The organism is Peribacillus alkalitolerans (genome assembly GCF_010882125.1).
Lineage (GTDB): Bacteria > Bacillota > Bacilli > Bacillales > DSM-1321 > Bacillus_BN > Bacillus_BN alkalitolerans.
This window is the reverse complement of record NZ_JAAGVZ010000002.1, coordinates 150750-163364: the sequence shown is the minus strand read 5'-3', so window position 1 is coordinate 163364 and position 12615 is coordinate 150750. Positions and strand designations below refer to the sequence as shown.

At 35.0% G+C, this 12615-nt stretch carries 18 protein-coding genes, 1 pseudogene and 1 other annotated feature; of the genes and pseudogenes, 9 read left to right on the top strand and 10 right to left on the bottom strand.

All coding sequences use genetic code 11. The features are described 5' to 3' along the window. Window positions 1-99: 99 nt before the first annotated feature. From G3O09_RS03285 to G3O09_RS03275, 3 genes are read left to right on the top strand one after another with little or no spacing between them, the layout of a single operon-like run. Entirely contained in the window at window positions 100-783 is a 684-nt protein-coding gene (locus G3O09_RS03285; RefSeq protein ID WP_163100054.1) for a PspA/IM30 family protein, read from the top strand. 13 nt (window positions 784-796) lie between these two features. Next, a complete protein-coding gene (locus G3O09_RS03280) occupies window positions 797-1339 on the top strand; it encodes an NfeD family membrane protein (protein WP_163100052.1) in 543 nt (180 codons plus the stop codon). Between the two features lie 35 nt (window positions 1340-1374). Beyond that, window positions 1375-2931 (top strand): flotillin family protein, encoded by a 1557-nt coding sequence (locus G3O09_RS03275; protein ID WP_163100050.1) that lies wholly within the window; start codon window positions 1375-1377, stop codon window positions 2929-2931. Window positions 2932-2999: 68 nt separating this feature from the next. Here G3O09_RS03275 and G3O09_RS03270 read toward each other — a convergent pair whose 3' ends face one another. Beyond that, window positions 3000-3224, bottom strand: a complete 225-nt coding sequence (locus G3O09_RS03270; protein WP_163100048.1) for a hypothetical protein — start codon at window positions 3222-3224, stop codon at window positions 3000-3002. A gap of 229 nt (window positions 3225-3453) precedes the next feature. Here G3O09_RS03270 and G3O09_RS03265 point away from each other — a divergent pair, with 229 nt between their 5' ends. Further along, entirely contained in the window at window positions 3454-3972 is a 519-nt protein-coding gene (locus tag G3O09_RS03265; RefSeq protein ID WP_163100047.1) for a DinB family protein, read from the top strand. Between the two features lie 39 nt (window positions 3973-4011). On the opposite strand, the gene G3O09_RS03260 is transcribed toward G3O09_RS03265, so the two are convergent. From G3O09_RS03260 to G3O09_RS03235, 6 genes and pseudogenes are all read right to left on the bottom strand, one after another. Continuing rightward, the gene (locus tag G3O09_RS03260) at window positions 4012-4125 is read right to left on the bottom strand and encodes a LamB/YcsF family protein (protein ID WP_163100045.1); all 114 of its coding nucleotides are present in this window, start codon (window positions 4123-4125) and stop codon (window positions 4012-4014) included. A gap of 10 nt (window positions 4126-4135) precedes the next feature. Next, window positions 4136-4252, bottom strand: a pseudogene (locus G3O09_RS03255) (LamB/YcsF family protein); the annotation flags it as partial. Beyond that, window positions 4253-5224, bottom strand: a complete 972-nt coding sequence (locus tag G3O09_RS03250; RefSeq protein ID WP_163100043.1) for a 5-oxoprolinase subunit C family protein — start codon at window positions 5222-5224, stop codon at window positions 4253-4255. It lies immediately after the preceding pseudogene. Then, window positions 5215-5916 (bottom strand): 5-oxoprolinase subunit PxpB, encoded by a 702-nt coding sequence (gene pxpB, locus G3O09_RS03245; protein ID WP_163100041.1) that lies wholly within the window; start codon window positions 5914-5916, stop codon window positions 5215-5217. The genes G3O09_RS03250 and pxpB overlap by 10 nt, the downstream gene beginning before the upstream one ends. Before the next feature lie 225 nt (window positions 5917-6141). Then, entirely contained in the window at window positions 6142-6294 is a 153-nt protein-coding gene (locus G3O09_RS03240; protein WP_163099719.1) for a hypothetical protein, read from the bottom strand. A 53-nt stretch (window positions 6295-6347) separates the two neighbouring features. Beyond that, the gene (locus G3O09_RS03235) at window positions 6348-6536 is read right to left on the bottom strand and encodes a small acid-soluble spore protein H (RefSeq protein ID WP_163100034.1); all 189 of its coding nucleotides are present in this window, start codon (window positions 6534-6536) and stop codon (window positions 6348-6350) included. A 232-nt stretch (window positions 6537-6768) separates the two neighbouring features. Here G3O09_RS03235 and G3O09_RS03230 point away from each other — a divergent pair, with 232 nt between their 5' ends. Further along, the gene (locus tag G3O09_RS03230) at window positions 6769-7176 is read left to right on the top strand and encodes an NUDIX hydrolase (RefSeq protein ID WP_163100032.1); all 408 of its coding nucleotides are present in this window, start codon (window positions 6769-6771) and stop codon (window positions 7174-7176) included. Window positions 7177-7180: 4 nt separating this feature from the next. Here the strand turns inward: G3O09_RS03230 and G3O09_RS03225 are convergent, their stop codons facing one another. Together G3O09_RS03225 and G3O09_RS03220 are read right to left on the bottom strand one after the other, a co-directional pair. Beyond that, the gene (locus tag G3O09_RS03225) at window positions 7181-7441 is read right to left on the bottom strand and encodes a hypothetical protein (protein WP_163100030.1); all 261 of its coding nucleotides are present in this window, start codon (window positions 7439-7441) and stop codon (window positions 7181-7183) included. Beyond that, complete coding sequence (locus tag G3O09_RS03220) at window positions 7441-7680, bottom strand: hypothetical protein (protein ID WP_163100028.1); 240 nt, start codon at window positions 7678-7680, stop codon at window positions 7441-7443. Before G3O09_RS03220 ends, G3O09_RS03225 begins: the two co-directional genes overlap by 1 nt. A gap of 142 nt (window positions 7681-7822) precedes the next feature. On the opposite strand from G3O09_RS03220, the gene G3O09_RS03215 reads away from it, so the two are divergent. From G3O09_RS03215 to G3O09_RS03205, 3 genes are all read left to right on the top strand, one after another. Then, complete coding sequence (locus G3O09_RS03215) at window positions 7823-8416, top strand: dienelactone hydrolase family protein (protein WP_163100026.1); 594 nt, start codon at window positions 7823-7825, stop codon at window positions 8414-8416. A 16-nt stretch (window positions 8417-8432) separates the two neighbouring features. Continuing rightward, on the top strand, window positions 8433-8855 hold the full coding sequence (locus G3O09_RS03210) for a DUF1801 domain-containing protein (RefSeq protein WP_163100024.1): 423 nt from the start codon (window positions 8433-8435) through the stop codon (window positions 8853-8855). 77 nt (window positions 8856-8932) lie between these two features. Beyond that, window positions 8933-9189: a binding site (T-box leader), on the top strand. A 90-nt stretch (window positions 9190-9279) separates the two neighbouring features. Then, window positions 9280-10944: a glutamine--tRNA ligase/YqeY domain fusion protein gene (locus tag G3O09_RS03205; protein WP_163100022.1), complete on the top strand. Its 1665-nt coding sequence runs from the start codon at window positions 9280-9282 to the stop codon at window positions 10942-10944. A 300-nt stretch (window positions 10945-11244) separates the two neighbouring features. On the opposite strand, the gene G3O09_RS03200 is transcribed toward G3O09_RS03205, so the two are convergent. Next, on the bottom strand, window positions 11245-11658 hold the full coding sequence (locus G3O09_RS03200; RefSeq protein ID WP_163100020.1) for a VOC family protein: 414 nt from the start codon (window positions 11656-11658) through the stop codon (window positions 11245-11247). 214 nt (window positions 11659-11872) lie between these two features. On the opposite strand from G3O09_RS03200, the gene G3O09_RS03195 reads away from it, so the two are divergent. After that, the gene (locus G3O09_RS03195) at window positions 11873-12499 is read left to right on the top strand and encodes a GyrI-like domain-containing protein (protein ID WP_163100018.1); all 627 of its coding nucleotides are present in this window, start codon (window positions 11873-11875) and stop codon (window positions 12497-12499) included. Window positions 12500-12615 lie beyond the last annotated feature (116 nt).

Genomic DNA, 12615 nt, shown 5'->3' with positions numbered 1-12615 from the left:
ACTACCAAAAAACGACAATATAATGTGAAACTTTTCCAATATTGTAACGTAGAGTAGGTATTCACAAAAAATAAAGAAATAAATTAGGAGGGCTCCAGTATGTTTGAATTATTCAAACGAGTAAAAACCGTTGTCAATGCAGAATTACATTCCTTAATTGACAAGGCTGAAAATCCGATTCACATGCTTCATGAATACCTACGACAAATGAGCGTAGAAATTAAGGAAGCAGAAAAAGCCACTGCAAAAGTAATTGCCAATGAAAAGCTTTTGTCTAAAAAACTAAGCGATTTAAACGAGATTATTACTAAAAGGAAAGAACAGGCTATTGAAGCATTAACAAACAATAGAGAAGACTTAGCGAAACGTGCATTGGAAGATAAAACAAAAATAATGAATGAGATGAATGAATTAGTAGAGCAGCACGATACTACTTTACAGCATGCAACTGATCTAAAAGCTAAGTTAAAGATTATGAAAGATGAGTATCGAGAAATGGAAATAAAGCTCGATTCCCTAAAGGCAAGGCAAAACGTCGCAAAGGCTAGAGCATCCATAAATCATGCATTAACTTCAATTAATCAAGGAAATGCCAAAAATGACTTTAAGAGGATGGAAGAAAAAGTGATTCAGTTTGAAGCAGAAGCTGGGGCCAGTGAAGATTTGCAGGTGGTAAGTCAATCTTTAGATCAAGAAATCTCTGAATTGTCAGGTAAAAATCAGGTGGATTTAGAATTAGAAGAATTGAAAAAACAGCTGATCAAAAATGAGGATACAAATTAGAGGGTGACTACTTATGGAGCTTTTCGGATTTCCTCTTCAAACTATTTATCTAGTTATGCTAATTGTATTTGGAGTACTCACATTACTATACTTACTGTTTGCTGATATTTTAGAGGGAATTGCAACAACATCATTTGATTTTTTCAATCCGACCTTATGTTTAGCTTTTTTCACTTTTTTTTCAGCAGGTGGATATATTTTAGAACGTCTCTCACCTTTTAAAAGTATTTTCATAGTTTTGATATCCATAATCACTTCACTTTTTCTAGTTACACTACTCAATGTATTTATCCTTATTCCTTTATCAAAGGCTGAAGAATCCCTTGTTTATACACAAGATTCGTTAAAAGGACGAATAGGAAAAGTGATCATCCCAATACCAGAGGATGGATTTGGTGAAGTATTACTAGAAAGTAATAGTGGACGTATCTCTAAGCCAGCAGCATGCTTTGAAGGCTCTGCAATAAACGAAGGCCAAATAGTTTTGGTCATAGATATTCAACATGGAGTACTGTACGTATCACCTCATGAATTCTCAGAAGAATTCTACTCATAATCTAGCAGGTTCTAAACAAAGAGGAGGATGTCTGTATGACACCAATTATTATTACTATAGGTATAGTTGCTTTTGTATTGATTGCCCTTATTGCCGTTTTTATCATTAAGTATCGAACTGTAGGTCCAGATGAAGCTTTGATCGTAACTGGAAGTTACTTAGGTAGTAAAAATGTAAATGTGGACGAATCTGGAAATAAAATCAAAATCATCCGTGGTGGTGGAGCGTTTATTTTGCCTGTTTTCCAACAAGCAGAGCCACTAAGTCTATTAACTAGTAAACTAGAAGTTACAACACCTGAAGTGTACACAGAGCAAGGCGTTCCAGTCATGGCAGATGGTACTGCAATCATCAAGATTGGCGGGACTATTGAAGATATTGCGACAGCAGCGGAACAATTTTTAGGAAAAGGAAAAGAAGACCGAGAGAACGAGGCTCGCGAGGTTTTAGAAGGACATCTTCGTTCCATTCTAGGATCCATGACTGTTGAAGAAATTTATAAAAATCGTGACAAATTTTCACAAGAAGTCCAACGAGTTGCATCACAGGATTTAGCAAAAATGGGACTTATCATTGTCTCCTTTACGATTAAAGATGTAAGAGATAAAAATGGATACCTGGATGCACTTGGTAAACCAAGGATTGCACAAGTTCGAAGAGACGCAGATATCGCGACAGCCGAAGCTGAAAAAGAAACTAGGATCAAGCGCGCTGAGGCTGATAAAGAAGCCAAAAAAGCTGAATTGGAACGTGCTACAGAGATTGCTGAAGCCGAAAAAGACAATCAAATGAAAATGGCTGATTTCAGACGAGATCAGGACGTGGCAAAAGCACGTGCTGACCAAGCCTATGACCTAGAAACAGCACGATCAAAACAAGAAGTAACCGAACAAGAAATGCAAATCAAGATTATTGAACGCCAAAAACAAATTGAATTAGAAGAAAAAGAGATTTTGCGAAGAGAAAGACAATATGATTCGGAAGTGAAAAAGAAAGCGGATGCAGATCGATATGCTGTAGAGCAGGCGGCGGCAGCTGAAAAGGCGAAGGAATTTGCTGCAGCAGATGCAAATCAATATAGAATAGAATCCATGGCAAAAGCTGAAGCCGAGAAGGTTAGACTAGATGGTTTAGCTAAAGCAGAGGCTGAAAGAGCGAAAGGGGAAACGGAAGCTGAAATTATTCGCTTAACTGGATTAGCTGAAGCCGAAGCGAAACGCAAGATTGCTGAAGCGTTTGAACAGTACGGCCAAGCTGCTATCCTTGATATGATCGTCAGAATGCTTCCGGAATACGCGAAACAAGTAGCAAGCCCGTTATCGAACATTGATAAAATTACCGTCGTTGATACTGGAGGAAGTGGGGATCATGGTGGCGCGAATAAAGTGACGGGTTATGCAACAAGCCTCATGTCATCGTTACAGGAATCCTTAAAAGCATCATCAGGAATTGATGTGAAGGAATTATTAGAAAACCTATCTGGGAAAGGGAATATTCGTCATAGCCTAGATAGGATTTCATACGAGCTTGGAACTACCAATCAAATTTCAGCAAGTAAAGATGTAAATGAAAAAGAAATGAATAACCTGTAATGATAAAAAGGTCGCCCATGATATTTTCATGGGCGACCTTTTTGAATTCAATTTATGAAAAACGGTTTTCAAAGTATCTTTTCTTGCTTGAAAGTATCATTCAGTTTCATTTTCTCTATTTCAAGTCTCATTTTTTCCGTTTCGATTAGGTAGTTTTGATTTTTAAGCTTTTCTAGTTCTAATTCATCTTGTATAAATTTACCCTTAAGCTTAGTCTGGGTTTGGAAATGCCCTGTTACGATAGCAACGATGGGGATCGAGAAAACCATGATCACTGCCACAAGTCCTGTCATACGGAATCCTCCTAAAAAGATAATATGATATTTAATTATTTATTACGAAAATGAGTTACTAAAAGTTTCAAGGGTTGGAAGTAGAAGTTATCTGTTAAAAAATGAAAAGGGCAAGCTGTTATTATTTTGAATGTCAGATTCCATTATACCATTATTATCCATTTAATATAAGTCTAGTTAAATTCCATCACCCTGAATTCTTAATTTACAATTAGTAGGAGGTAAGAACATGATTGATTATAGAATAGTTCAAGGGCAAGGTTATTCTAAAAAAATAGGTTCACTAGTTTCAATGATGGATTATTCAAGAGCTGTGTTATTGGATGATATAAAAAATCTTAGTCAAGAGGATTTAGATTTCTTACCAGAAGGCCTTGGAAACACCATTGGGGCTTTATTAATGCATATTGCTTCCATTGAATTTGTTCATCAATTAATAACGTTTGAAAACAGGGACATAAATGAAAATGAACGTTTAAAATGGGGCACAGCTTTGGAACTTGGTGAAAAAGCAATGCTTGAAATAAAGGGAAAATCTCTAGTGTTTTACCTGAATGAATTAAATCATGTCAGGGAAAAAACTTTAACACTGCTAAAATCACAAAAAGATAACTGGTTGTTACATGAGCGCAAATGGGACAATGGTATTTCTTATAATCACTACTGGATGTGGTACCATGTGATGGAGGATGAAATTAACCATCGTGGCCAAATCAGAATCATTAAACGTTTGTTGAACAAAAATTAACTTATTAGAAGAGCTGCATAATCCTATGTCAGCTCTTGTTTATTTTATTTGTATGCCTTCTGAAAGAAATTCTGATTTTAACCTTTGTGCAGAAGTAACCGCATTTGTTCCATCACCATGTAAACAAATGGTATCTGCTACTATCGGTATCATCTTACCATGTATTGGGGTTGCCAGCATGAAAACCGCATGCAATATTGGCGGAAATTTCGCGATCATCGACGATACGAAAGGCACCAAAGCTTTCTCAAAGGTCACAATTCAAATCTACCTCAAACAACTAGTATCTACTCTCTTGCCATTTTGCAGTTATTATTTTTTGAAGCGATCTGATTTCATTTTCTTGCTCAAAAGCTAATTGATGGGCTTCTTTAAGGGATATTTCAGTAAAGAAAAATGAATCCCCTGGTTTAAGCTGTGCCAAGCGAGGTAAGTCCCTCGAAATAACTTGTGCAATTTTAGGGTATCCGCCAGTCGTTTGTCTGTCAGCCATTAATATTATAGGTTGACCATTTGGTGGTACTTGGATTGACCCAAATGTGACACCTTCGGTTATCATTTCCTGTTTTTTGGTGAGTTGAAGCTCGGATCCATGTAAACGAAATCCCATTCTATTTGAATCCTTCGTAAACTTAAAGGGGGTTGTTTGAAACTTGATTCTACTTTCCACATCAAACAGATCATACTGTTTTCCTCTAATAAATCTTATAGGTCCTGAGGTAAATATCGTTTGAAAGTAGCGATAAGATAGCATCCAATTGAATTTTTTTGGGGTCTTATGATGAACTTCTTCGATCGGCAGCAGATCTCCTTTTACTAAAGCCCTTCCATGCATACCGCCAAATCTTGCAGGTAGACAGGTGCTTTTACTTCCTAACACTTCATCAACTTGGATACCACCTTTAAAGGCGATATAGCAGCGACAACCATCCACCACTTTTCCAAAATTTAAAAGTTCGCCTTTTTTTACAAACGTGGGTTTATTTATTGAAACTGGATTATCGTTGATTGAAGGTGACAAATTCCCCCCACTTATAGCAATAACTGAATCTACTAAAAACTGAAGGGAGGGACCTACTAAAGTCACCTCAAGAACAGCCTCCTTCTCATCGTTTCCAACAAGAAGATTAGCTAATCTCATAGATAATAAATCCATTGCACCAGAAACAATAATGCCTTCACGCTGATACCCGTATCGACCAATATCCTGTACCGTCGTTAATAATCCTGGTTTATGTACCATTACTTCCATGATTTACTCTCCCATTGTTCGAATTCCTTTTTACTAATTGGAAAGAACTTTACTTGATCCCCGGCTTTTAATAGGGTAGGAGGACTTTGGTAAATATCAAAAAGGTTGACTGGTGTACGACCGATAATCTGCCATCCACCTGGTGTATCTAAGGGATAGATACCCGTTTGTTTCCCAGAGATTCCCACAGATCCTTGTTTAACCTTCAATCGTGGACTAGTTTTTCTTGGATAGTGGAGTCTTTGATCGAGCCCAGAAAGAAAGGGGAACCCAGGAGAAAATCCGATAAAAACCACATCATAAACAGTATTAGAATGTAAGTGAATGATTTCTTGAATGGTTAGGCTCTTATTTGCTGCCAGTTCTAAAAGATCTAATCCAAAATCCTCCTCATAACAAACGGGAATATCAAAAATACGCTTATTTAAAACAACTACTGCATTTAGTGAATCTAGGATTTTAGTTAGTTGGCTTTTAACAGTATGGAACGGAAGAGAGCCTTTAATTACATAAGGGTTATAATAAATGGTAATGGTATTGTAAGCGGGGACAAGTTCTAAAAACCCTTCAAATGGTTGTTGACTGATTTGATGGACTGCTTTTTGTACTTCAAGGGTTTGCTCGTGCAAATTATCATGTATAAATTGTATGATAATTGCATCCTCGCTTAATGAGCTTATCGTATATTCCATTGGATTGTTTCACTCTTTCTTTATCTGCCTAAATTAAAGATAACAGATAAATCAGAAAATGGTAAATGGAATTCGTTTTTTCAAAAATGGAGTTTTGATTTTCCTTTTCTTCTTCTATTTTTCGATAAAAAGAAAAAGCCTTTGATTTCCCATCACAGGCTTGATCAATTCTATACTCAATAACACAAATGCACATTTACCTTTATTCTGTAAGTATAAATCGTTTTATCCTTTACTTGTTTTTATATTCCGTTGCTCATAACCACAATCAGGGCAATTAAAAATTACATTTTGATTGGATTGTGCAGTCAATACCAATTGTATTTCAGATTGTGATTTACAATTTGGACAAGTTACAACTGGAGTATCCATATTCATCTATATCCCTCCATATAGCAAGGTGGTATCAACTCTTGATACATTAAAATGAACTATTCCATTATATGTTCTATTAAATTAGATACAGGAACATCTTGTTCTTTGCTTGGTTCATCAAGCGGGTAAATTCTAGCTGTTTCATTCTTTTCATCTACATTTTGAATATAAATGGGTACCTCATTGTAAGTAACGTTAGCCATTACAGGTGAAGCAGCAATCTCTTGGGCTCGCTGTTTATTCATATCTTTACCTCCTTATGATTGGGAACAGTTTTAATGTTTACTTTTAACAAATGAAGTATTCTTGAAGCATAGAGATTGTTCATGGATGGCCGTTTCTATTAAGTATTTGACGAATAGTGATTAAAAAAGAGCATTGAGATTTTTTTGTTTTCTTATCAAGCAGGAATCAATAAAAATTTAAAGAATTATTAGTAAGTCATTTATTGAAGATTGAAATTTGGAGGATCCTGACATGGCAACACCAAAGCATATCGTTTCAGCAGCAGCTATCATATTGAATGAGCATAATGAAATTCTATTGATAAAAGGTCCACGACGAGGCTGGGAAATGCCAGGTGGACAAGTTGAAGAGGGAGAGTCCTTGAAACAAGCTGCAATTAGAGAAACAAAGGAAGAAAGTGGAATAGATATTGAAATATTAAAATTTTGTGGCGTCTTCCAAAATGTAAACGAATCGATTTGTAACACATTGTTTTTAGGATCCCCAATCGGTGGAGAACTCACAACTACTCCAGAGAGTTTGGAGGTAGGTTACTTTCCAATTAAAGAAGCAATTGAGATGGTAACTTGGAAAAATTTTAGACAGAGAATTGAACTATGTTTAAACCCAGAATCCCAACCTTTTTATATTGAGTTTTAAAAGGTTATTCCATTTCATAGCGGACCAACCAATTCGTTTGAGGTAAGTAATATAAAGTGAATTTTTTATTTTTTAATTCTTCCAGATTTTTATACCACGGGGTCGGATATAACTCATAAGTCTTGCCATCGATAGTCAAATAAACATCTGTACCGCCTCTTGCAGTGTCGTATTCTTCTATGGCATATGGTTTTCCACTAATGATGACAAAATCTTTTCTGTTGTAGGAGGGTATATCTCTCCAATAATAAATAGAACTGTACATCAGTCCACTCCTATGAGTAAGACAAGTCCTTTAACTATGACTGTTGGGATGTTTTTTTTAGTTTTAAATGACTGGTTAGCAGATTTCCATCGGGTTGGAATGGTGATTCCTGTTAAAAGAATAAAGATTGCCATTCCCGTTAATCCGATGACAAACAAAATGAACATACGGGCTGCATGTCCTGCTAAAAGAAAAATTCCAAAAAATAATGAAAGTCTAAAGAATATGCCAGGATGCAAGCTCAACCACCTTCTAAGCATTTTATAATTGACATTAGTATGTTAATTGGTATCCTTTTTATGTAAAAAGGAAGAAAGTAAAAGAACTATCAATAAGTTTTAGAAGTAATAAGAAGAATAGTTGATTTATGAGAGGGAAATAATGATTAAAATCCTTAATGGTTCTCAAACTGCAATCATTGTGTTACATGAAATATATGGAATGAATCCCCATATCAAAAATTTTTGTGAAAAAATATCAAAAGAGAATTTTGATATTTTTTGTCCAAACTTATTAGATAATGAAACATCATTTGACTATTCACAAGAAGAACAGGCCTATCATCATTTTATTGAGAATGTAGGTTTCTATGGAGCGGCTGATAAAATTAGAGACTTCGTAAAAGGTTTAAGGGATTCGTACCAAAAAGTATTTATTATCGGATTTAGCGTAGGCGCAACGATTGCTTGGCTATGTAGTGAATTAGAATTTGTAGATGGCGTAATAGGATTCTACGGATCTCGGATTAGAAATTATAATGATATTAATCCTAGATGTCCTATTCTGTTGTTCTTTCCTCAAGTTGAAAAATCATTTGATGTGGACGAGTTAATTTCTAGATTGGTTGAAAAGAATATCAGTATTTATAAATTGAGAGGCGAGCATGGTTTTAGTGATCCTTATTCTTCAAAATATCATGCTGAATCTGACCAAATTACATATAGAGAACTATTGAATTTTATCAAAACACATTAAGGGAGAGTCTATAGCCATGTACGAATTGAAAACAAAAGAAAACGATCACAGTGTGATTGAGTTTATTGAAAATGTCGATAGCCTTAAAAAAAAGGAAGATGCATATAAATTATTAGATATTTTCACTGAAACTACAGGATTTAAAGCGAAGATGTGGGGCCCAAGTATAATTGGATTTGGTTCATATCATTATAAATATGAATCTGGTCACGAAGGAGATGCGCCATTAGTAGGCTTTTCTCCTAGGAAAGCTAAAATTAGTTTGTATTTTGCCCCAGGTGATACAAAGAGAGATGAGTTGTTAGGCAAATTTGGAAAACACACTACCGGAAAAGCCTGCGTATACATAAATAAAATTGCAGATATTGATGAGGATGTACTAAAAGAATTGATTACCCAATCGATTAAATTTTTACAAGAAACCTATCCTAATCAATAAAAACTGAAATTTGCAATTGTAAAATAAATGTTTACAATTAATTCTTTGATTGTTACTATATCATAAATCAAAATTTTGACATGGCGATGAAGAGAAGAGTAGATAAAATGTATTCTTTACAGAGAGCTCCATTTGCTGAAAAGGAGTAAGAATGATTTATTGAACCAAGCCTCTGAGCTATTACATTGGAACCTTTAAGTAGGGGATAGTGTGACAGGAGCTCCTGTTATAGAGCTAGGGTATAAGTATTGTAGGATACCGTACCCGAAGAGGTTAATATGGCGACATATTAATAAACTGGGGTGGCACCACGATATCAAATCTCGTCCCCAAGACTGAATATAGTCTTGGGGGTGGGATTTTTTTTATTTACTTAAACAAATTAGTTCTTTTTAAAAATAAATGATCATTAAGGAGGAAAAAAATGTTTACTGATTCTGTTTTCAATAAACTCATTGAAGAAGATATAACAAATAATTCCTATCCAAGACCCATATGTACGAGGTTTCCACCTGAACCAAATGGGTACCTCCATATTGGTAGTGCCTACGCAATTCACTTAAATCATATGATTGCTAAACAATATAACGGGAGTTTCAACTTACGATTTGATGATACCAATCCTTTAAAAGAGGAAATTGAATTTGTTCATTCAATTATCGAGGATATGAATTGGTTAGGAGTAAATCCTAGTAATCGAGTATTTTATGGGTCTGACTACTCAAATGAGATCTTTGAGGCTGCAATTAGATTGATTAACAAAGCGAAAGCGTATGTATGTGAATTATCACCAGAAGAAACTACAGAATACCGCGGGACATTGACCAGCCCTGGTAAGAATAGTCCCTATAGAAATAGATCGATTGAAGAAAATATAAACTTATTTAATCAAATGAAGAATGGCGAATTTCCGACATCCTCCATGGTTTTACGTGCAAAAATAGACATGGAATCGCCAAACATCAACTTAAGAGACCCAATTCTATACAGGATTATTCATGCCCAACATTATAGAACGGGTAATGATTGGTGTATTTATCCGATGTACGATTTTGCTCATCCAATCCAAGATGCGATTGAAGGAATAACTCATTCCTTATGTTCGATAGAATTTAAAGATCACCGACCACTTTATGAATGGGTATTAAATGAATTAAATATTATGGATCCTCCAAAACAAAGAGAATTTGGTAGAGTAAATTTAACTGGGGTTGTAACAAGTAAGCGGTATTTACGTGAATTAGTCGCCGGTAATTATGTTGATGGCTGGGATGATCCAAGATTGCCTACTATCCGTGGTTTAAGAAGAAGGGGCTTTACGCCAGAAAGCATCAAAATGTTCATCAACGATATTGGTTTAGTGAAGCATCAAAGTACTGTTGATTATTCCATGTTGGAAAGTGCCCTAAGAAGTGATCTTAAGGCTAAAGTGAGCAGTGTTATGGCAGTCCTAAATCCACTTAAAGTGACTTTAACGAACTATGATGAAGGTAAGACCGAATATGTAACAATAGAAAATAATGCTGAGAATGAAGATTTAGGAAGGAGAGAAGTTCCCTTTTCTAAGGTTATTTATATAGAGAAGGAGGACTTTATGGAAGTGCCACCAAAAGGATTTAATCGATTGACTTTAAATTCTGAAGTCCGTTTAAAGGGAGCCTATTTCATTAAATGTAATGAAGTAATAAAAGATGAATTAACAGGTGAAGTCATTGAGCTTCGTTGTACTTATGATCCTATTACTAAAAGCGGAACAGGATTTACAGGAAGAAAGGTAAAGGGAACCATTCACTGGGTGTCAGCACTACATGGTATAAAAGCAGATGTAAACTTATTTGAAAAAATGTTTGAAGATGAAGAAATCGTTAGGGACAATGAAATGACATGGGATCAAAAAATAAACTCAAATTCAAAAGTTACCCTTAAAGACTGTGTTATTGAGCCTTCCATTAAAAACGCTAGAGCAGAAGATAAATTTCAGTTTATAAGACACGGATATTTTTGTGTTGATAAAAATTCAACAGCGAAAGAATTAATTTTCAATTGGTCTGTTTCATTGAAGGATTCATGGAAAACAAAAAGCTCTTAGGTTTGATTACCTTTTTATTAAAAGGCTGTTTTCGTAAAGTTTGTTGTTTTTTTAGTGTAATTTAACATTAACTATCTGAGTTTATTGTAGTGGAGGGCACTTGACTTCTGCGGGAAAAAGAGGGAAGTGGGAGACCCCACAGGCGGTAACGCCGAGGAGGCTCCCATCCCTCCCCGCGGAAAGCAAGTGCCGGAAATAAACGGACAAACTATATAGTCTAAAAACAACCCTCTATGCGAAATGAGCTTATAAATAAACAAGCATAGAAAAGTGATTACAGCTTCTATGCTTGTTTTAATATCATTTATTAAAACAAAGGATTTCCCAAAGGTTTTCATCTGGGTCCGAGAAATAAAAGGAGTAACCCCAGTCATTTTTTTGAAGAGGTTTTTTGATTAACCCTTCAGAATTCGTTATTTTTTCAAATAAGTCATTAACCTCTTTCTCCGACTCACAATAATGGGACAAAATGACACTGCTTAATGGAGTTGTTAAACTATTACTTTCTTTACCAGAGATTTTGTCCATTTCTTTCCTAAGAAATAAAACAAGTGATAACTCATTTTCCAATTCAAATAAAATGTGATCACCACCAGATGCTTCGTTAGCAATGCCTTGTGTTTTTAACCCTAATGTGTCTCTATAAAAGCGCAAGGCTCTTTTCAAATTATCTACAGGTAAAGTAACGATGTTAATTTTCGGTTTAATGTCCAATACACCCTTTCAAGGAAATTGTTTCTTAAGATTATATCAAATGTAGTTAACCATACTTATAAATAAACTAACCTTTTTGGACCCTAAATTAGAGCTATTAACCGGTAGAATAATATGAATCAATGGAAAAATTTTATAAAATTCTTAATGTCAAATACTGTTTTGTTATATACTTAATTTAGATTTGTTAACCATTGTTTAGGGAGTAAAATGTATGAAATACGAATGGCGTAAACAGGATAAAGAATTATATATTCCCAAAAACTTACCAAGCTTAATAGAAATTCCTCCATTAAAGTATTTCACAATTAAAGGTAAAGGGAACCCTAATAGTGATGCTTTTTCCAAACTTGTCGAGGCGTTATATAAATTGTCTTATACTATTCGAATGATGCCCAAAAAGGGTTTCACACCAGATGGCTATTTCGAATATACAGTATTTCCTTTAGAAGGCGTCTGGGATTTAGATGAGGAAGGAAGAAAACTAAATGTATTGGATAAAGATAGATTCGTATATATATTAATGATTCGTCAGCCGGATTTTGTGACTGATGATTTAATAATGCAGGCTAAAGAGTCGTTAATTAATAAGGGCTCTGAAAAATTGATAAATGAAATAGAGCTTGAAGTCATTCAGGAAGGCTTGTGTGTCCAATGCATGCATGTAGGAAGTTATGATGATGAACCAAAAACATTTTCGTTGATGGAAGAGTTTTGCAAGGAAAAAGGACTGCAACGAACGGAAAAAATACATAAAGAGATCTATATTAGCGACCCAAGAAAAACAGCTACAGACAAGTTAAAAACTGTTCTTCGCATTAAAGTTACAGCTGATTTTTAAATAATTAGGAGGGGAAATAAATGAGATTATATTTTGACCTTTTTGAAAACGATCAACCTGCTATTCATAACTAAGTCGAGGTATGAATAGGAAAATTGATTCTGCCTCGTCATAAA